14 protein-coding genes, 2 tRNA genes and 3 rRNA genes are annotated in these 19,846 nt (G+C 61.7%); 10 read left to right on the plus strand and 9 right to left on the minus strand.

Features of this window, described 5'->3' with window-relative positions:
* Positions 1–35 precede the first annotated feature (35 nt).
* From cueR to ACZ899_RS22885, 3 genes are read right to left on the minus strand one after another with little or no spacing between them, the layout of a single operon-like run.
* Positions 36–440, minus strand: coding sequence for a Cu(I)-responsive transcriptional regulator (gene cueR / locus ACZ899_RS22875; RefSeq protein ID WP_186734472.1), 405 nt, complete (start codon positions 438–440; stop codon positions 36–38).
* Positions 437–2,836 (minus strand): heavy metal translocating P-type ATPase, encoded by a 2,400-nt coding sequence (locus tag ACZ899_RS22880; RefSeq protein ID WP_234562997.1) that lies wholly within the window; start codon positions 2,834–2,836, stop codon positions 437–439. Before ACZ899_RS22880 ends, cueR begins: the two co-directional genes overlap by 4 nt.
* Before the next feature lie 54 nt (positions 2,837–2,890).
* Entirely contained in the window at positions 2,891–3,277 is a 387-nt protein-coding gene (locus tag ACZ899_RS22885; RefSeq protein WP_203650397.1) for a hypothetical protein, read from the minus strand.
* A gap of 146 nt (positions 3,278–3,423) precedes the next feature.
* Here ACZ899_RS22885 and ACZ899_RS22890 point away from each other — a divergent pair, with 146 nt between their 5' ends.
* Both ACZ899_RS22890 and ACZ899_RS22895 read left to right on the plus strand, forming a co-directional pair.
* On the plus strand, positions 3,424–3,621 hold the full coding sequence (locus tag ACZ899_RS22890) for a heavy-metal-associated domain-containing protein (protein ID WP_028691383.1): 198 nt from the start codon (positions 3,424–3,426) through the stop codon (positions 3,619–3,621).
* A gap of 248 nt (positions 3,622–3,869) precedes the next feature.
* Positions 3,870–5,051 (plus strand): multidrug effflux MFS transporter, encoded by a 1,182-nt coding sequence (locus tag ACZ899_RS22895; RefSeq protein WP_198744452.1) that lies wholly within the window; start codon positions 3,870–3,872, stop codon positions 5,049–5,051.
* Here the strand turns inward: ACZ899_RS22895 and ACZ899_RS22900 are convergent.
* Positions 5,002–5,199: a hypothetical protein gene (locus ACZ899_RS22900; protein WP_082337625.1), complete on the minus strand. Its 198-nt coding sequence runs from the start codon at positions 5,197–5,199 to the stop codon at positions 5,002–5,004. The genes ACZ899_RS22895 and ACZ899_RS22900 overlap by 50 nt on opposite strands.
* A 491-nt stretch (positions 5,200–5,690) precedes the next feature.
* Here ACZ899_RS22900 and ACZ899_RS22905 point away from each other — a divergent pair, with 491 nt between their 5' ends.
* On the plus strand, positions 5,691–6,401 hold the full coding sequence (locus tag ACZ899_RS22905) for an ArsR/SmtB family transcription factor (RefSeq protein ID WP_203650400.1): 711 nt from the start codon (positions 5,691–5,693) through the stop codon (positions 6,399–6,401).
* Here ACZ899_RS22905 and ACZ899_RS22910 read toward each other — a convergent pair.
* The 5 genes from ACZ899_RS22910 to ACZ899_RS22930 form a co-directional block, all read right to left on the minus strand.
* Positions 6,398–7,348 carry an adenosine deaminase gene (locus tag ACZ899_RS22910; protein ID WP_234562996.1) on the minus strand — a complete coding sequence of 317 codons (951 nt, stop codon included), beginning with the start codon at positions 7,346–7,348 and terminating at the stop codon, positions 6,398–6,400. The genes ACZ899_RS22905 and ACZ899_RS22910 overlap by 4 nt on opposite strands.
* A gap of 89 nt (positions 7,349–7,437) precedes the next feature.
* A complete protein-coding gene (locus ACZ899_RS22915) occupies positions 7,438–8,124 on the minus strand; it encodes an SDR family oxidoreductase (RefSeq protein ID WP_234562995.1) in 687 nt (228 codons plus the stop codon).
* Between the two features lie 435 nt (positions 8,125–8,559).
* A complete protein-coding gene (locus ACZ899_RS22920; RefSeq protein ID WP_234562994.1) occupies positions 8,560–9,144 on the minus strand; it encodes an IMPACT family protein in 585 nt (194 codons plus the stop codon).
* A gap of 9 nt (positions 9,145–9,153) precedes the next feature.
* Positions 9,154–9,816, minus strand: a complete 663-nt coding sequence (locus ACZ899_RS22925; protein ID WP_023629633.1) for a TetR/AcrR family transcriptional regulator — start codon at positions 9,814–9,816, stop codon at positions 9,154–9,156.
* Positions 9,817–9,901: 85 nt separating this feature from the next.
* Complete coding sequence (locus tag ACZ899_RS22930) at positions 9,902–10,819, minus strand: LysR family transcriptional regulator (RefSeq protein ID WP_234562993.1); 918 nt, start codon at positions 10,817–10,819, stop codon at positions 9,902–9,904.
* Positions 10,820–10,938: 119 nt separating this feature from the next.
* Here ACZ899_RS22930 and aptA point away from each other — a divergent pair, with 119 nt between their 5' ends.
* The 7 genes from aptA (at position 10,939) to rrf (ending at position 19,807) form a co-directional block, all read left to right on the plus strand.
* A complete protein-coding gene (gene aptA, locus ACZ899_RS22935) occupies positions 10,939–12,285 on the plus strand; it encodes an omega-aminotransferase AptA (RefSeq protein ID WP_234562992.1) in 1,347 nt (448 codons plus the stop codon).
* 71 nt (positions 12,286–12,356) lie between these two features.
* Positions 12,357–13,850 (plus strand): CoA-acylating methylmalonate-semialdehyde dehydrogenase, encoded by a 1,494-nt coding sequence (locus ACZ899_RS22940; RefSeq protein WP_234562991.1) that lies wholly within the window; start codon positions 12,357–12,359, stop codon positions 13,848–13,850.
* A gap of 767 nt (positions 13,851–14,617) precedes the next feature.
* Positions 14,618–16,154: ribosomal RNA gene (locus tag ACZ899_RS22945) — 16S ribosomal RNA — on the plus strand.
* An 86-nt stretch (positions 16,155–16,240) separates the two neighbouring features.
* Positions 16,241–16,317, plus strand: a tRNA-Ile gene (locus ACZ899_RS22950).
* 24 nt (positions 16,318–16,341) lie between these two features.
* Positions 16,342–16,417, plus strand: a tRNA-Ala gene (locus ACZ899_RS22955).
* A gap of 245 nt (positions 16,418–16,662) precedes the next feature.
* Positions 16,663–19,555, plus strand: a 23S ribosomal RNA gene (locus ACZ899_RS22960).
* 136 nt (positions 19,556–19,691) lie between these two features.
* Positions 19,692–19,807: ribosomal RNA gene (rrf, locus tag ACZ899_RS22965) — 5S ribosomal RNA — on the plus strand.
* The 16S, 23S and 5S rRNA genes sit together here with 2 tRNA genes alongside, the layout of an rRNA operon.
* Positions 19,808–19,846 lie beyond the last annotated feature (39 nt).

A 19,846-nucleotide genomic window follows, 5' to 3' on the forward strand; every position in this document is an offset into this window, starting at 1 on the left:
CCCGCTCCCACGAGGTCCATGAGATGGTTGGGCCATCAGTGACAACACCCGCTGCCATTGGCCAGGTCCTTGAGGATCGGACAATCCGGCCGGTCATCGCCCTGGCAGTGGGCCACCAATTCGCCGAGGGTGTCGCGCAGGCTCACCAACTCCTCGATACGCTTGTTCAGCGCCTCGATATGCTGCGTGGCCAGGGCCTTCACGTCGGCGCTGGCGCGCTGGCGGTCCTGCCACAGGGTCAGCAGCCTGGCGACTTCCTCCAGGGAAAAACCCAGGTCGCGCGAGCGCTTGATGAACGCCAGGCTGTGCAGGTCCTCCTGCTGGTACAGCCGGTAGCCGCTTTCGCTGCGCGTGGCGGGACGCAGCAGGCCGATGGACTCGTAGTAGCGGATCATCTTGGCGCTGAGCCCGCTGCGGCGGGCGGCCTGGCCGATGTTCATGGGGCCTCCTGGTCGATGGCGGTGGGTTTCCAGGTCTTCAGCCACAGGGCATTGCTCACCACGCTGACGCTGGACAGCGCCATGGCGGCGCCGGCCAGCACCGGATTGAGGTAGCCCAGCGCGGCCAGGGGGATGCCGATCAGGTTGTAGATGAATGCCCAGAACAGGTTCTGGCGGATCTTCGCGTAGGTCTTGCGGCTGATCTCCAGGGCGGCGGGCACCAGGCGCGGGTCGCCGCGCATCAGGGTGATGCCGGCCGCCTGCATGGCCACGTCGGTGCCACCGCCCATGGCGATGCCGATATCGGCGGCCGCCAGCGCCGGGGCATCGTTGATGCCGTCGCCGACCATGGCCACCACGCCCTGCTGCTTGAGTGCGGCCACCGTGGCCGCCTTGTCCGCCGGCAGCACTTCGGCGTGCACGTCGTCGATGCCGAGGGCCTCGGCCACCACCTTGGCGCTGCCGCGGTTGTCGCCAGTCAGCAGGTGGCTGCTGATGTGGCGGGCATGCAAGGCGGCGATGGCCTGGTCGGCACCGGGCTTGAGGCTGTCGCCAAAGGCGAACAGGCCCAGCACGCGGGGCTGGCTGCCACGCTCGATCAACCAGGACAAGGTACGGCCCTCGGCCTCCCAGGCCTGGGCGCTGGCCGCCAATTCGCCCGGCACCAACCGGCTCTCGTCGAGCAGGCGGCGGTTGCCCAGGGCCAGCTCGCGGCCATCCACCTGGCCGGCGATGCCACGGCCGGTGAGGGACTGGCTGTCGGCCACTTGCGGTACGTCAAGATCGCGTTCGGCGCAGGCATCGAGCACCGCCTTGGCCAAGGGGTGTTCGCTGCCACGTTGTAGGGCACCGGCCAGGCGCAGCAGTTCGTTGTCGTCGCCGCTGCTGGCCTGTTGATGGACGATGCGCGGGCTGCCGGAGGTGAGGGTGCCGGTCTTGTCGAACACCACGCGGTTGACCGCATGCGCGCGCTCCAGCGCTTCGGCGTCCTTGATCAGGATACCGTGGCGGGCGGCGACGCCGGTGCCGGCCATGATCGCGGCGGGCGTGGCCAAGCCCAGGGCGCAGGGGCAGGCGATCACCAGCACGGCGACGGCGTTGATCAGCGCGGTTTCCAGCGGTGCGCCGGCCAGCCACCAGCCGACCAGGGTGACCAGGGCCAGTACCAGCACCGCGGGGACGAACACCTGGCTGACCCGGTCGACCAGCTTCTGGATCGGCGCCTTGGCCGCCTGGGCGTCCTCGACCAGGCGGATGATGCGGGCGAGCACGGTCTCGGTGCCCAGCGCCAGGGTCTTCACCAGCAAACGGCCTTCGCCGTTGATGGCGCCACCGGTCACCGCGTCGCCGGGCTGCTTGGGCACCGGCAGGCTTTCGCCACTGATCAGGGCTTCATCGGCATGGCTGCTGCCTTCGAGCACCTGGCCATCGACCGGGAAGCGCTCGCCGGGCTTGACCAGCACCACATCGTCCAGGCGCAGCTGGCTGATGGCGACGTCTTCCTCGCGCCCCTCGACCACCCGCACGGCGCGTTCCGGGCGCAGGGCTTCCAGTGCCCGGATGGCGCTGGCGGTCTGGCGCTTGGCGCGGCTTTCCAGGTACTTGCCCAGCAGCACCAGGGCGATCACCACCGCCGAGGCTTCGAAATACAGGTGCGGTTCCATGCCGGTGTGGGCATTGGCCCATTGGTACAGGCTCAGGCCGTAGCCGGCGCTGGTGCCCAGGGCGACCAGCAGGTCCATGTTGCCGGCACCGGCGCGCACGGCCTTCCAGGCGGCGACATAAAAGCGCGCGCCAAGGATGAACTGCACCGGGGTGGCCAGCAGGAACTGCGCCCAGGCCGGCAGCATCCAGTGCAGGCCGAAGGGTTGCACCAGCATCGGCAGCACCAGTGGCAGGGCCAGCAGCAGGGCGGCGCCGACCGCCAGGCGTTCGTTGCGCAGGCGGCGTCGGGCCTGGGCCTGGTCATCGTGGGGAGTACGCGGCAGGGTGGCGCTGTAGCCGGCCTTCTCGACCGCGGCGATCAGCGCGCCGTCGTCGACGCCCTCGAGCACTTCGAGGTGGGCGCGTTCGCTGGCCAGGTTGACGCTGACTTGCTCGACCCCCGGCAGCTTGCCGAGGGCGCGCTCGACCCGGCCGGCGCAACTGGCGCAGGTCATGCCGCCGATCTGCAGTTCGAGGGTGCGGGTGGGGACGCTGTAACCGGCGTCGCGCACCGCGCCGACCAGTGCCGGCAGGCTGTCGGCCGGGGCCTGGACCCGGGCCTGCTCGGTGGCGAGGTTGACGCTGACGTGTTCGGTACCGGTGACCTTGCGCAGGGCGCGTTCGACCCGACCTGCGCAACTGGCGCAGGTCATGCCGGCGATCGGCAGGTCGAAGGTGGTGGATGCGGGCATGGCTCTCTCCTCCGTGGACTGGCCTCCAGCATCAACCTTGCCATGCGGGCAAGGTCAATAGCCCAGGCCGGCTCGCTTCAGCACCAGGCCATTTTGCCCCATCGCAATGCGGTACTTGTTGATCTGGCCCGCCTGCAGGGTCAGGCGCGTGCTGCGTTGGTCCTCGACGCCCGGCGCGCAGCCGGGTACCTGCCCTGGCAGCAGGCGCAGGCGTACATCCACCGGGCCCGGCGGCAGGTTGAACGAAGTCGCCTGCTCCTGGAACAGGCGACCGGACAACTGGTCGTTGAGGTAGATGCCGATCTCGCAGCTGGTGGCCACTTCCAGGCGTTCCCGGGAAATGATCAGCACGCTGTAGTCCGAATTGCCCTCGGCGCTGACCGGTGGCACGACGGCCAGTGCGCCCAGCAATCCGACGAGGCCCAATGCTGCCCTGATCATGAAAAATCTCCTGCTTGCCAAAATCGTCAAAGGCGCAGCTTGGCCGAGCCGCGCGCGGATTTCCAGCCCGGCCGTTTTCCGCGGAACTTGACCTTGCCCCGATGGCAAGGCTGAGACTGGGCAAAACCCACAAGGAGGCAACCTCGATGCAAGTGTTCAATGTGCAAGGCATGACCTGTGGCCATTGCGTGAAGGGCGTGACCCGGGCGGTGCAGGAGCAGGATGCGGCGGCGCGGGTGGAAGTGGACCTGGCGGCGCGGCAGGTGCGGGTGGAAAGTGCCCTGGCGGCGGATCAGATCCTGGCGGCGATTCGTGAAGAGGGGTATCAAGCCGAAGTGGCCTGAAAAGGCGACCTCTGTAGGAGCGGGCTTGCCCCGCGATAGCGCCAGAACAGGCAATGATGTTGGCCTGGGTGGCCTCATCGCGGGGCAAGCCCGCTCCCACGCAGATCCTCCCACGCCGATCCTGCTGCAACCCTGTTTTCTGCCTTTTCCTACAGGACACGCAGGATCAATTATTACAAAGGTTTTCAACGCCGGGCGATCCAGTACAGGTAGACTAGCAAACTTGCTTAGCCTGCTATGGATTCTCCATGAACCTGCGAACCTTGCTGATTCTCGGCGCCCTCAGTGCGTTCGGGCCTCTGGCGATCGACTTCTATCTGCCGGCCTTCCCGGCCATGGCGCATGCCTTCGGCACCGACGAAAAGCATGTGCAGGCCACCCTGGCCGCCTACTTCCTCGGCCTGTCCCTGGGCCAGCTCGCCTACGGGCCGGTGGCCGACCGTTTCGGCCGGCGCCTGCCGCTGCTGTTCGGGGTCGGCCTGTTCACCGTGGCATCGCTGGCCTGCGCCTATGCGCCCAATCTCGACAGCCTGATCCTGGCGCGTTTCGTCCAGGCTCTGGGCGGTTGCGCCGGGATGGTGCTGTCGCGGGCGATCGTCAGCGACAAGTGCGACGCGGTGGCCTCGGCCAAGGTGTTCTCGCAGTTGATGCTGGTGATGGGCCTGGCGCCGATCCTCGCGCCGATGCTCGGTGGCGTGCTGGTCAACGTGGCCGGCTGGCAATCGATCTTCCTCGCCCTGGGCCTGTTCAGCGCCGCGTGCCTGCTGGCGGTCGGCCTGGGCTTGCCGGAGAGCCTGCCGGCCCATATTCCACGCCAGCCGCTGTCGGGCGCGCTGCGCCAGTACCTGAGCCTGCTCGGCGACCGAGTGTTCGTCGGCCATGCGCTGACCGGCGGCATCGCCATCGCCGGGATGTTCGCCTACATCGCCGGTTCGCCGTTCGTATTCATCAAGCTTTACGGCGTGCCGCCCGAGCACTACGGTTGGCTGTTCGGCACCAACGCCGCCGGCTTCATCCTGATGGCCCAGGTCAATGCGCGGCTGCTGGCCAAGCGCGGCCCGGCATTCCTGCTGGCGCGGGCGGTATGGTTGTACCTGGTGGCGGCGCTGGCGCTGCTGGTGGTCGCGGCGTTGCGCCCGGCACAGCTCTGGCCATTACTGGTGCCGCTGTTCGTGTGCATCGCCAGCCTCGGCTGCATCATCCCCAATGCCTCGGCCTGTGCCATGAGCGGGCAAGGTACGCGGGCGGGCAGCGCCTCGGCCCTGATGGGCTGCCTGCAGTTCAGCGTCGCCGCGGGCGCGGCGGCGCTGGTCGGGGTGCTGCACGACGGCAGCGCGGTGCCCATGGCGCTGGTGATCAGCCTGTGCGGCGCGTTGGTGGTCAGTGTCGCAATGCTGACCCGGCGCCTGCAGGCCAGCCGGCCTGCGTGAGCGGGTGGGGCGCGTTGAGACGCGCCTCCAGCAGGGCGACGAACGATCGCGCCTCGGCCTCGCTACGGAAACTCACCACATGCTGGTCGAGCTGGACCTGCCAGGGGCAGGCGGGATTCCGGTTCGACGCACTGACGACAATCTTCATCGCGATCCACCTCCAGTGAGCGGGAGCGGATCTAGTGTAGCGCCGCCCCCGGCCCGTGCCATGACCGGGATCAGTCCCCTGACTGACGGTCATGACGGTCTGAAGTAGGGAGACGTTCTGTTTTGCAAGACGGAAATTTTCCCCCTCCTTGTCAGATGCATCGCCCCCCCCTGATAGCGACTGTCAGCCTCGTTCCCGCTAGAGCCACGGTAGTACGGGGGATGAGCAGAATCAGCCGTCTGTCACTCTGACAGACGCATCTTTCAGAACGTTTTTGGGGAGGCAAATCCCGACCCATCCGGGGCATGCCTCCCTCACGGCGAGCACCCTCCAGCGGCTTATACTGCCTCCGGCGACCAGCGCGGGATGAGCGTTTCCCGGGGCTGGCGTCCACCCTCCGGCACACGAACCATCCCGCGCTTGCCCACACCGGAGGCAGGGCATCTGCAGCGTTCGCCAGCAGGCGGGATTCATCAGGGAGCTTCAGGTTCATGAACGCAGTCCGCAGCATCAGTCAGGTCGCCAACCTGATGGCCGATCCCAAGCGCAGCGCCATGTTGTGGGCGTTGATCGATGGCACCCCGCGTGCGGCGGACGAGCTTGCCGTACTCACCGGGCTGAGCACCTCGTCGGCCTGCGCGCATCTGTCATTGTTGTCCAGTGCCGGGCTGCTCAGGCACGAGGCGCGTGGCCGCAAGCGCTTCTTCCGCCTGGCCGCGCCGGAAGTCGGCACTGCGGTGGAGGCGCTGGCCAGCGTTCAACTGGCGACCCGCTTACCTGCAGAGCAGGGCACGACGCTGCAGATTCCCCTGTCGATGCGCAAAGCGCGCCTGTGTGGCGACCACCTGGGCGGCGAAGTGGCCGCCGCGCTGCTCCACCGCCTGCATGTGGCCGGTTGGCTGGAAGGTAACGAGCAGTACCTGTCAGTGAGCCAGGAGGGCAAGGAGCACCTGGAGGCGCTGGGGGTGTTCATCGACGCGTTGGCCGCCGGTGACCGGCACGGCTGCGTGATCTGCCATTGCAGCAAATGGAACGATCAGGGCCCGCACCTGGGCGGTTGCCTGGGCAAGGCCCTGCTCCGGTTGTTCACCCAGTCGGGTTGGGTGCGTGAGCAGGAAGGCAGCCGGGCGGTGCAGCTCACACCGCTCGGCCAGCAGCAGATCAACGCGATCGCCTGCCTCCCGGCCCGGCAGGTCGGCTAACGGACCAGCCGTGCGTCCAGGCTGTTCTGCGCCAGGCGGCGTGCCTGGTCCTGGGTCATGCCCAGGTGCTGGTGCAGGGCGTGGAAGTTCTCGGTGACATAGCCACCGAAGTAGGCCGGATCATCGGAGTTGACCGTGACCTTCACCCCACGCTCGAGCATGTCGAGGATGTTGTGCTGGCCCATGTGTTCGAACACGCACAGCTTGGTGTTGGACAGCGGGCAGACGGTCAGCGGGATCTGCTCATCGATGATGCGCTGCATCAGGCGCTCGTCCTCGATGGCGCGCACGCCGTGGTCGATCCGCTGGATCTTCAGCAGGTCGAGGGCTTCCCAGATGTACTCGGGCGGGCCTTCCTCGCCGGCATGGGCCACGGTCAGGAAGCCTTCGCTGCGGGCACGGTCGAAGACACGCTGGAACTTGCTCGGCGGATGGCCTTTTTCCGAGCTGTCCAGGCCCACGGCGATGAAGGCGTCGCGGAAGGGCAGGGCCTGGTCCAGGGTCTTGTGCGCTTCGTCTTCACTCAGGTGGCGCAGGAAGCTGAGGATCAGGCCGCTGCTGATGCCCAGGTGCTCGCGGCCATCCTTCAAGGCCCGGTTGATGCCATCGAGTACCACCTCGAACGGAATGCCCCGGTCGGTATGGGTCTGCGGGTCGAAGAACGGCTCGGTGTGGATAACGTTCTGCGCCTTGCAGCGTTGCAGGTAGGCCCAGGTCAGGTCATAGAAGTCCTGCTCGGTGCGCAGGACATCGGCGCCCTGGTAGTAGAGATCGAGAAACTCCTGCAGGTTGTTGAAGGCGTAGGCGCTGCGCAGGGTCTCGACGTCGGCCCAGGGCAGGGCGATCTTGTTGCGTTCGGCCAGGGCGAACAGCAGTTCGGGCTCCAGCGAGCCCTCCAGGTGCATGTGCAGTTCCGCCTTGGGCAAGGCGTTCAGCCATTCATACATGTGTGCAATCTCGATCAGGTACGGTTGGCCGCCATTCTACAGGGCCTGGCCGGGCAATGCGCCCACCCGGGCCCGTATCGCCCCGGGGTTTACCAGGTGAGCGTCTCGCCCTTGTAGTTGATGAAGCGCAGGCCGCCTTTGCCGCTCTGGGCCTTGACCTGCTCGAGCATGCCACGGGTGCTGGTGAGCACGTCGATCTCGGCGTTCTCGCCGCCCATGTCGGTCTTCACCCAGCCCGGGTGCATGGCCAGCACGGCCAGGTCGGGGCGCTGCAGCTCGACCACGAAGCTGTTGATCATCGAGTTGAGCGCGGCCTTGCTGGCCTTGTACAGGCAGACTTCGCCACCGTCGGGGATGGTCACGCTGCCCAGGATCGAGCTCATGAACGCCAGTACGCCGCTGCCTTCGCGTACCTGGCCGGCGAGGCGGCGGGCCACACGGATCGGCGCCACGGCGTTGGTCATGAACAGCTCGCCGATCTGTTGTACCTGCACGCTTTCCAGGTCTTGCGGCAGCGGGCCCATCACCCCGGCGTTGACGAACACCAGGTCGAACACTTCACCTTGCAGGCGCTGCTTGAGCCCGTCGAGCTGGGCAGTGTCGTTCATCTCCAGGCGCTCGATGCGCACCCCGGAGACTTCGCCCAGCGCACCCGGATTTTGCGGATCGCGCACGGTGGCGATTACGTTCCAGCCACCTTCGCGCAGGCGTTGCACCAGGCCCAGGCCAAGGCCTCGGGAGGCCCCGATGATCAGGGCGTTCTTGTTGGCGGTCATAGCGATACTCCATATCAAGGGCGGGGCGAGCGGTTTCGCTCACCGCGCGACAGCGGGGGAGATTGCCCTCCGCAGGGGAAGGCCTGGGTGACGAGCATAAACCAGCTTCCGGTCGGTTGCCCCGTCACCACTGATCAAAAAATGATCGATGGTATGAAAGGCCGGTGGCGCCGGGGTCTGGCAGGGTGGTTCACGGGTTATCCACAGGCTGCTCCACAGTAATTGTGTGCAAGCGCAGCGGCCTGGAAATACTCGCTCCAGGGCATGATGGCGCTGACGCCTGGGGATAACTCATCGGCTTTCAGTGACTTGGGTCTGTGTCACACAATTGTGATCAAAATATGCTCAATGCTCTACAGGCCTTGCCGCACAAGGCCTGTATCGGAATACCCCAAGCTTATCCACAGGCAGGCCCACAGTAGTTGTGGGCAATGCTCAGGCCCGTTCCAGCAGGATGCGCCCGCGGCTCAGGTCGGCGAGCTGTTGCTGCAGCACCTCGAGGTGGCTGTCACCCAGGGCGATGCGCAGATCGACGCCGTTGGCGGTGAACTGCTCGTCCAGCACCAGGCCGTCGACTTCGCCCAGGCGCAGCTTGACCAGCACCAGTTCGCTGAAGGTGCAGCTGCAGGTGAACTCGCTGCGCTGTACCAGCAAGCGCTTGGGCGCCTGCTGCAGGCACTTGTTGGCGCCGCCGCCATAGGCCCGGGCCAGGCCGCCGGTGCCCAGTTGGATGCCGCCGTACCAGCGGATCACCAGGACCACCACCTGGTCGCAGTCCTGGGCCTCGATGGCGGCCAGGATCGGGCGCCCGGCCGTGCCACCAGGCTCGCCGTCGTCGCTGCTGCGGTATTGGCCGCCGAGCTTCCAGGCCCAGCAGTTGTGGGTGGCCGCCAGGTCGCTGTGGCGTTCGATGAAGGCCATGGCCTCGGCCGGGCTGCTGATCGGGCCGGCGAGGGTGATGAAGCGGCTCTTGCGGATGTCCTCGCGGAACTCGCAGAGCTCGAGCAGGGTAGAAGGCATAAGTCCGGGTCAGGCGGGCGTGCTGATGCCGCAGCCTTTGAGAATGATGTGGATAAGGTTGTTGCTGGCGTCTTCCATGTCCTGCTTGGTCAGTCGGCTGCGGCCGGTCACCTGGCAGATCTGGGTGGCGAAGTCGGCGTAGTGCTGGGTGCTGCCCCAGAGCAGGAAGATCAGGTGCACGGGGTCCACCCGGTCCATCTTGCCGGCGTCCATCCAGGCCTGGAACACCGCGGCGCGACCGCGGAACCATTCGCGGTAGTCGGCGCTGAAGTACTCGCTCAGGCATTCGCCGCCGCTGATCACTTCCATGGCGAAGATCCGCGAGGCCTGTGGGTTGCGCCGGGAGAACTCCATCTTGGTGCGGATGTACTGGCTGAGCGCTTCGGCCGGGTCGTCCTCCACGCTCAGGGCGTTGAAGGTGCTGTCCCACAGCTCGATGATGTTACTCAGCACCGCGATGTACAGTCCCAGCTTGTTGGTGAAGTAGTAGTGCAGGTTGGCCTTGGGCAGCCCGGCCTTGAGCGCGATGGTGTTCATGCTCGTGCCCTTGTAGCCGTGCCGGGCGAACTCGTCTTCGGCGGCCTGGATGATGGCCTGTTCGTTCTTCTGGCGAATGCGGCCGGCGGGCTTGCCCGAGGCGGGGGAGCGATGCGCAGGGACTTCTAGGGTCATGGACGATTCCGGGCGGGTCGTTACGGATGTCCGACAGATTACCTGCCTGTGCCGAAGTGACAAGCATTAGCGGTACAGATGCGTATCAACGTGTCGCAGCCAGGCTCTCGAGGAAGCTTTCCAGCACCAGGTTCGGCCGGCGGCCCTTGCGGGTCACCCAACTCAGGCCCAGGTCATAGAAGCGCTGGGCGGGCTTGAGCGCACGCAGGCGTCCCTGCTGCACCCAGAACATCGCATAATGGTCGGGCAGGTAGCCGATGTAGCGTCCGGTCAGGATAAGAAAGGCCATGCCTTCGCGGTCCGAGGCACTGGCGGTGCAGCGCAGGGCCTGGTAATGGGCCTGGATGTCGGCCGGCAGGCGGAAGGTCGGGGCGATCGCGTCCTGGCCATTGAGGCGATCGTCGTCGATCTGCTGGTCGTCGGCATAGAACAGTGGATGGCCGACCGCGCAGTAGAGCAGCGAGCGTTCGCTGTACAGCGGCTGGTACTCAAGCCCCGAGAGCGGGCTGGTCTGCGGCACCACGCCGACATGCAGGCTGCCGTCGAGCACGCCCTGCTCGACCTGGCTCGGCGCGATCATGCGGATCTGGATGCGCACGTCCGGGCCGCGGTCCTTCAGTTCGGCCAGGGCATGGGTGATGCGCATGTGCGGCAGGGTCACCAGGTTGTCGGTGAGGCCGATGTTCAGTTCGCCGCGCAGGTGCTGGTGCAGGCCGTTCACTTCGGTGCGAAAGGTTTCCAGGGCGCTGAGCAGTTGCAGCGCCGAATGGTAGACCTCGCGGCCTTCCTCGGTCAGCGAAAAACCGGCGCGGCCGCGTTGGCACAGACGCAGACCCAGGCGTTGCTCGAGGTCGTTCATCTGCTGGCTGATCGCCGAGCGGCCGATCCCCAGTACGTTTTCCGCTGCCGAGAAACCGCCGCATTCGACGACGCTGCGGTAGATTTTCAGCAGGCGGATGTCGAAATCGCTGACCTGGGCGAGGGGATCGGGGCGTCGGCTCATTAGTTTAGTTATCCGCTGACTGAAGATTAGAAATGCTGGGTTTTTCGAACTTTATCGCCGTGACAATTTAGCTGCAACAACACCCATCGTTGCCTAATCGTCTTCCGAGGAATCGCCCGATGAACATGCCCGAAACCGCCCAGGCCGGTCTGGCCAGCCAGCTCAAGCTGGACGCCCACTGGATGCCGTACACCGCCAACCGCAACTTCCAGCGCGACCCGCGGCTGATCGTGGCAGCTGAAGGCAACTACCTGGTCGATGACAAGGGCCGCAAGATCTTCGACGCTTTGTCGGGGCTGTGGACCTGCGGCGCCGGGCATACCCGCAAGGAAATCAGCGAAGCGGTGGCCCGCCAGGTCGCCACGCTCGACTACTCGCCGGCCTTCCAGTTCGGCCACCCGCTGTCGTTCCAGCTGGCCGAGAAGATCGTCGACCTGGTGCCAGGTGACCTGAACCACGTGTTCTTCACCAACTCCGGCTCCGAGTGCGCCGACACCGCGCTGAAGATGGTCCGTGCCTACTGGCGCCTGAAGGGCCAGGCCACCAAGACCAAGATCATCGGCCGTGCCCGTGGTTACCACGGTGTGAACATCGCCGGCACCAGCCTGGGCGGCGTCAACGGCAACCGCAAGATGTTCGGCCAGCTGCTGGACGTCGACCACCTGCCTCATACCGTGCTGCCGGTCAACGCCTTCAGCAAGGGCATGCCGGAAGAGGGCGGTATCGCCCTGGCCGACGAGATGCTCAAACTGATCGAACTGCACGATGCCTCGAACATCGCCGCAGTGATCGTCGAGCCACTGGCCGGTTCCGCCGGCGTGCTGCCGCCGCCGAAGGGTTACCTGAAGCGTCTGCGTGAGATCTGCACGCAGCACAACATCCTGCTGATCTTCGACGAAGTGATCACCGGCTTCGGTCGCATGGGCGCGATGACCGGCGCCGAAGCCTTCGGCGTCACCCCGGACCTGATGTGCATCGCCAAGCAGGTCACCAACGGCGCCATCCCGATGGGCGCGGTGATCGCCACCAGCGAGATCTACCAGACCTTCATGAACCAGCCGACCCCCGAGTACGCGGTGGAATTCCCCCACGGCTACACCTACTCGGCGCACCCGGTCGCCTGCGCCGCCGGCATCGCCGCACTGGACCTGCTGCAGAAGGAAAACCTGGTGCAGTCCGCCGCCGACCTGGCGCCGCACTTCGAGAAGCTGCTGCACGGCGTGAAGGGGACGAAGAACGTCGTCGACATCCGCAACTACGGCCTGGCCGGCGCCATCCAGATCGCCGCGCGCGACGGTGACGCCATCGTCCGCCCGTACGAGGCGGCCATGAAGCTGTGGCAAGCCGGCTTCTATGTGCGCTTCGGTGGCGACACCCTGCAGTTCGGGCCGACCTTCAACACCCAGCCGCAGGAACTGGATCGCCTGTTCGACGCGGTGGGCGAAGCCCTGAACAAGGTCGACTGACTTTTCTGAATTCGATGTCGGGCGCGTGAGTACCACGCGCCTGTTTCTACCTTCTTTATCTGGAGTTCTGCATGAGCATTGTTCAGCACCTGATCCACGGCGAGCTGGTCACCAAGGGCGAGCGCACCGCCGATGTCTTCAACCCGTCCACCGGCCAGGCCGTGCGCAAGGTCGAACTGGCCAGCCGCGCCACCGTCCAGCAGGCCATCGATTCGGCCAAGGCCGCCTTCCCGGCCTGGCGCAACACCCCACCGGCCAAGCGTGCCCAGGTGATGTTCCGCTTCAAGCAGTTGCTGGAGCAGAACGAGGCGAAGATCTCGCAGATGATCAGCGAGGAGCACGGCAAGACCGTGGAAGACGCCGCTGGCGAGCTCAAGCGTGGCATCGAGAACGTCGAGTTCGCCTGCGCCGCCCCTGAACTGCTCAAGGGTGAGTACAGCCGCAACGTCGGCCCGAACATCGACGCCTGGTCCGACTTCCAGCCGCTGGGCATCGTCGCCGGTATCACCCCGTTCAACTTCCCGGCCATGGTGCCGCTGTGGATGTACCCGCTGGCCATCGCCTGCGGCAACGCCTTCATCCTCAAGCCGTCCGAGCGCGATCCGAGCTCGACCCTGTATATCGCCCAGCTGCTGCTGGAGGCCGGCCTGCCGAAGGGCATCCTCAACGTCGTGCATGGCGACAAGGAAGCGGTCGATGCGCTGATCGAGGCGCCAGAGGTCAAGGCCCTGAGTTTCGTCGGTTCGACCCCGATCGCCGAGTACATCTATGCCGAGGGCACCAAGCGCGGCAAGCGCGTCCAGGCCCTGGGTGGCGCGAAGAACCATGCGGTGCTGATGCCCGACGCCGACCTGGACAACGCCGTCAGCGCGCTGATGGGCGCGGCCTACGGTTCCTGTGGCGAACGCTGCATGGCCATTTCGGTGGCTGTGTGTGTCGGCGACCAGGTGGCCGATGCGCTGATCGCCAAGCTGGAACCGCAGATCAAGGCGCTGAAGATCGGTGCCGGCACTTCCTGTGGCCTGGACATGGGGCCGCTGGTGACCGCCGCCGCGCGTGACAAGGTGGTGGGTTACATCGATGACGGCGTTGCTGCTGGCGCCAAGCTGGTGGTCGATGGTCGTGGCTACCGTGTGGCCGGTAACGAGGATGGCTATTTTGTCGGCGGCACCCTGTTCGACAAGGTCACCCCCGAGATGCGCATCTATAAGGAAGAGATCTTCGGCCCGGTGCTGTGCGTGGTGCGGGTGAACAGCCTGGAACAGGCCATGCAGCTGATCAACGAGCATGAGTACGGCAACGGTACCTGCATCTTCACCCGTGACGGTGAGGCTGCGCGGCTGTTCTGCGACGAGATTGAAGTGGGCATGGTCGGGGTCAACGTACCGCTGCCGGTGCCGGTGGCCTACCACAGCTTCGGTGGCTGGAAGCGTTCGCTGTTCGGCGACCTGCATGCCTATGGCCCGGACGGTGTGCGCTTCTATACCCGTCGCAAGGCGATCACCCAGCGCTGGCCACAGCGGGCCAGCCATGAGGCTTCGCAGTTTGCGTTCCCGAGCTTGTAAGGCGCAGGGGTGAAAGCGGGGCGGCCGAGAGGCCGCCCCGCTTTGTTTTTGGGGGCTGCTTTATATAGGTGTTGGGAATGGCAGGTGCCTGTCTTGGAGTTGTGTTGTGTGGGTGAAGTGTTCGCCTTGGGATTGCGTTGTGTCTCAGAGGTGTTCGCCGAGGGTTTTCTGGCGCCTATGAGATCGAGCGCCGCCCGCGCGGCGCTCGATCTCACAGGCGCTGCAAGGGTCGTGGCGAACACCTTGAGGCCCTGACGCGGTCTTTTTCCCCGATATTTCAATTTGATGAAATTAACGGTTGACGCCCTCTCAGATCCCCTTATAATGCGCCCCACTTCCGACGTAGTCGAAACGAAAAATCTTTTGTTAATCAAAAGGTTGAATGTTTCAGGTGGTATCGGAGGTGCTTCGATCACCTGATCGGCAGCGGTGAAAAAGGCAGTTGACAGCAAGTTGTAACGCTGTATGATTCGCCTCCCGCTACGAGAGATCGCAGCGAGTCAAGTGTTTGAAGTGAAACGAAAAACTTCAAAATAAACGCTTGACACGAAATGAGGAAAGCGTAGAATGCGCGCCTCGGTTGAGACGAAAAGCTCTTAACCAAACGCTCTTTAACAAATTGAATCAAGCAATTCGTGTGGGTGCTTGTGAGTATGGACTGATAGTCGCCAAGATTATCAGCATCACAAGTGGCCATGCGAGAAATCACATAGTCATTTGAGATTGCTGAGCCAAGTTTAGGGTTTCTTAAAAACCCAAGCAGTATTGAACTGAAGAGTTTGATCATGGCTCAGATTGAACGCTGGCGGCAGGCCTAACACATGCAAGTCGAGCGGATGACGGGAGCTTGCTCCTTGATTCAGCGGCGGACGGGTGAGTAATGCCTAGGAATCTGCCTGGTAGTGGGGGACAACGTTTCGAAAGGAACGCTAATACCGCATACGTCCTACGGGAGAAAGCAGGGGACCTTCGGGCCTTGCGCTATCAGATGAGCCTAGGTCGGATTAGCTAGTAGGTGAGGTAATGGCTCACCTAGGCGACGATCCGTAACTGGTCTGAGAGGATGATCAGTCACACTGGAACTGAGACACGGTCCAGACTCCTACGGGAGGCAGCAGTGGGGAATATTGGACAATGGGCGAAAGCCTGATCCAGCCATGCCGCGTGTGTGAAGAAGGTCTTCGGATTGTAAAGCACTTTAAGTTGGGAGGAAGGGTTGTACGTTAATACCGTGCAATTTTGACGTTACCGACAGAATAAGCACCGGCTAACTCTGTGCCAGCAGCCGCGGTAATACAGAGGGTGCAAGCGTTAATCGGAATTACTGGGCGTAAAGCGCGCGTAGGTGGTTTGTTAAGTTGGATGTGAAAGCCCCGGGCTCAACCTGGGAACTGCATCCAAAACTGGCAAGCTAGAGTACGGTAGAGGGTGGTGGAATTTCCTGTGTAGCGGTGAAATGCGTAGATATAGGAAGGAACACCAGTGGCGAAGGCGACCACCTGGACTGATACTGACACTGAGGTGCGAAAGCGTGGGGAGCAAACAGGATTAGATACCCTGGTAGTCCACGCCGTAAACGATGTCAACTAGCCGTTGGAATCCTTGAGATTTTAGTGGCGCAGCTAACGCATTAAGTTGACCGCCTGGGGAGTACGGCCGCAAGGTTAAAACTCAAATGAATTGACGGGGGCCCGCACAAGCGGTGGAGCATGTGGTTTAATTCGAAGCAACGCGAAGAACCTTACCAGGCCTTGACATGCAGAGAACTTTCCAGAGATGGATTGGTGCCTTCGGGAGCTCTGACACAGGTGCTGCATGGCTGTCGTCAGCTCGTGTCGTGAGATGTTGGGTTAAGTCCCGTAACGAGCGCAACCCTTGTCCTTAGTTACCAGCACGTTATGGTGGGCACTCTAAGGAGACTGCCGGTGACAAACCGGAGGAAGGTGGGGATGACGTCAAGTCATCATGGCCCTTACGGCCTGGGCTACACACGTGCTACAATGGTCGGTACAGAGGGTTGCCAAGCCGCGAGGTGGAGCTAATCTCACAAAACCGATCGTAGTCCGGATCGCAGTCTGCAACTCGACTGCGTGAAGTCGGAATCGCTAGTAATCGCAAATCAGAATGTTGCGGTGAATACGTTCCCGGGCCTTGTACACACCGCCCGTCACACCATGGGAGTGGGTTGCACCAGAAGTAGCTAGTCTAACCTTCGGGAGGACGGTTACCACGGTGTGATTCATGACTGGGGTGAAGTCGTAACAAGGTAGCCGTAGGGGAACCTGCGGCTGGATCACCTCCTTAATCGAAGACATCAGCCTGCTGATGAGCTCCCACACGAATTGCTTGATTCATTGTGTAAAGACGATGCTGTAACGCGACCCTGTTATAGGTCTGTAGCTCAGTTGGTTAGAGCGCACCCCTGATAAGGGTGAGGTCGGCAGTTCAAATCTGCCCAGACCTACCAATTACTTGGTGCGGCTGGTCAAATGGGGCCATAGCTCAGCTGGGAGAGCGCCTGCCTTGCACGCAGGAGGTCAGCGGTTCGATCCCGCTTGGCTCCACCACTCTTTCAGGTTTCGCAGCACTGCTCAGAACTTAGAAATGAACATTCGTTGATGAATGTTGATTTCTGACTTTTGTCAGATCGTTCTTTAAAAATTCGGATATGTGATAGAAATAGACTGAACACCAGTTTCACTGCTGGTGGATCAGGCTAAGGTAAAATTTGTGAGTTCTGCTCGAAAGAGCGACGTGCGAATTTTCGGCGAATGTCGTCTTCACAGTATAACCAGATTGCTTGGGGTTATATGGTCAAGTGAAGAAGCGCATACGGTGGATGCCTTGGCAGTCAGAGGCGATGAAAGACGTGGTAGCCTGCGATAAGCTTTGGGGAGTCGGCAAACAGACTGTGATCCAGAGATCTCTGAATGGGGGAACCCAGCCAGCATAAGCTGGTTATCTTGTACTGAATACATAGGTGCAAGAGGCGAACCAGGGGAACTGAAACATCTAAGTACCCTGAGGAAAAGAAATCAACCGAGATTCCCTTAGTAGTGGCGAGCGAACGGGGACCAGCCCTTAAGCTGGTTTGAGATTAGTGGAACGCTCTGGAAAGTGCGGCCATAGTGGGTGATAGCCCCGTACACGAAAATCTCTTGCCAGTGAAATCGAGTAGGACGGAGCACGAGAAACTTTGTCTGAACATGGGGGGACCATCCTCCAAGGCTAAATACTACTGACTGACCGATAGTGAACCAGTACCGTGAGGGAAAGGCGAAAAGAACCCCGGAGAGGGGAGTGAAATAGAACCTGAAACCGTATGCGTACAAGCAGTGGGAGCCTACTTTGTTAGGTGACTGCGTACCTTTTGTATAATGGGTCAGCGACTTATATTCAGTGGCGAGCTTAACCGAATAGGGGAGGCGTAGCGAAAGCGAGTCTTAATAGGGCGCTTTAGTCGCTGGGTATAGACCCGAAACCGGGCGATCTATCCATGGGCAGGTTGAAGGTTAGGTAACACTGACTGGAGGACCGAACCGACTACCGTTGAAAAGTTAGCGGATGACCTGTGGATCGGAGTGAAAGGCTAATCAAGCTCGGAGATAGCTGGTTCTCCTCGAAAGCTATTTAGGTAGCGCCTCATGTATCACTGTAGGGGGTAGAGCACTGTTTCGGCTAGGGGGTCATCCCGACTTACCAAACCGATGCAAACTCCGAATACCTACAAGTGCCGAGCATGGGAGACACACGGCGGGTGCTAACGTCCGTCGTGAAAAGGGAAACAACCCAGACCGTCAGCTAAGGTCCCAAAGTCATGGTTAAGTGGGAAACGATGTGGGAAGGCTTAGACAGCTAGGAGGTTGGCTTAGAAGCAGCCACCCTTTAAAGAAAGCGTAATAGCTCACTAGTCGAGTCGGCCTGCGCGGAAGATGTAACGGGGCTCAAACCATGCACCGAAGCTACGGGTATCACCTTTGGTGATGCGGTAGAGGAGCGTTCTGTAAGCCTGTGAAGGTGAGTTGAGAAGCTTGCTGGAGGTATCAGAAGTGCGAATGCTGACATGAGTAACGACAATGCGAGTGAAAAACTCGCACGCCGAAAGACCAAGGTTTCCTGCGCAACGTTAATCGACGCAGGGTTAGTCGGTCCCTAAGGCGAGGCTGAAAAGCGTAGTCGATGGAAAACAGGTTAATATTCCTGTACTTCCAGTTATTGCGATGGAGGGACGGAGAAGGCTAGGCCAGCTTGGCGTTGGTTGTCCAAGTTTAAGGTGGTAGGCTGAGATCTTAGGCAAATCCGGGATCTCAAGGCCGAGAGCTGATGACGAGTGCTCATTAGAGCGCGAAGTGGTTGATGCCATGCTTCCAAGAAAAGCTCCTAAGCTTCAGATAACTGGGAACCGTACCCCAAACCGACACAGGTGGTTAGGTAGAGAATACCAAGGCGCTTGAGAGAACTCGGGTGAAGGAACTAGGCAAAATGGCACCGTAACTTCGGGAGAAGGTGCGCCGGTGAGGGTGAAGCACTTGCTGCGTAAGCCCACGCCGGTCGAAGATACCAGGCCGCTGCGACTGTTTATTAAAAACACAGCACTCTGCAAACACGAAAGTGGACGTATAGGGTGTGACGCCTGCCCGGTGCCGGAAGGTTAATTGATGGGGTTAGCGCAAGCGAAGCTCTTGATCGAAGCCCCGGTAAACGGCGGCCGTAACTATAACGGTCCTAAGGTAGCGAAATTCCTTGTCGGGTAAGTTCCGACCTGCACGAATGGCGTAACGATGGCGGCGCTGTCTCCACCCGAGACTCAGTGAAATTGAAATCGCTGTGAAGATGCAGTGTATCCGCGGCTAGACGGAAAGACCCCGTGAACCTTTACTATAGCTTTGCACTGGACTTTGAGCTTGCTTGTGTAGGATAGGTGGGAGGCTTTGAAGTGGGGACGCCAGTTCTCATGGAGCCATCCTTGAAATACCACCCTGGCAACCTTGAGGTTCTAACTCAGGTCCGTTATCCGGATCGAGGACAGTGTATGGTGGGTAGTTTGACTGGGGCGGTCTCCTCCCAAAGAGTAACGGAGGAGTACGAAGGTGCGCTCAGACCGGTCGGAAATCGGTCGTAGAGTATAAAGGCAAAAGCGCGCTTGACTGCGAGACACACACGTCGAGCAGGTACGAAAGTAGGTCTTAGTGATCCGGTGGTTCTGTATGGAAGGGCCATCGCTCAACGGATAAAAGGTACTCCGGGGATAACAGGCTGATACCGCCCAAGAGTTCATATCGACGGCGGTGTTTGGCACCTCGATGTCGGCTCATCACATCCTGGGGCTGAAGCCGGTCCCAAGGGTATGGCTGTTCGCCATTTAAAGTGGTACGCGAGCTGGGTTTAGAACGTCGTGAGACAGTTCGGTCCCTATCTGCCGTGGACGTTTGAGATTTGAGAGGGGCTGCTCCTAGTACGAGAGGACCGGAGTGGACGAACCTCTGGTGTTCCGGTTGTCACGCCAGTGGCATTGCCGGGTAGCTATGTTCGGAAGAGATAACCGCTGAAAGCATCTAAGCGGGAAACTTGCCTCAAGATGAGATCTCACTGGAGCCTTGAGCTCCCTGAAGGGCCGTCGAAGACTACGACGTTGATAGGTTGGGTGTGTAAGCGCTGTGAGGCGTTGAGCTAACCAATACTAATTGCCCGTGAGGCTTGACCATATAACACCCAAGCAATTTGCGCCGAGACCAAATTGTGGTGGTGAAGACGAAAGAACCGAAAGTTCGCGACGAACCACAAAGATCACATATCCGAATTGGCTGGAGTATCCATCTGGATGTTCTGGCAACAGAATTTCTTGACGACCATAGAGCATTGGAACCACCTGATCCCATCCCGAACTCAGCAGTGAAACGATGCATCGCCGATGGTAGTGTGGGGTTTCCCCATGTGAGAGTAGGTCATCGTCAAGATTCATTTCGCAAAACCCCTATCTGCGCGAGCAGGTAGGG

The sequence above is a fragment of the Pseudomonas sp. TE31087 genome (assembly GCF_057284075.1).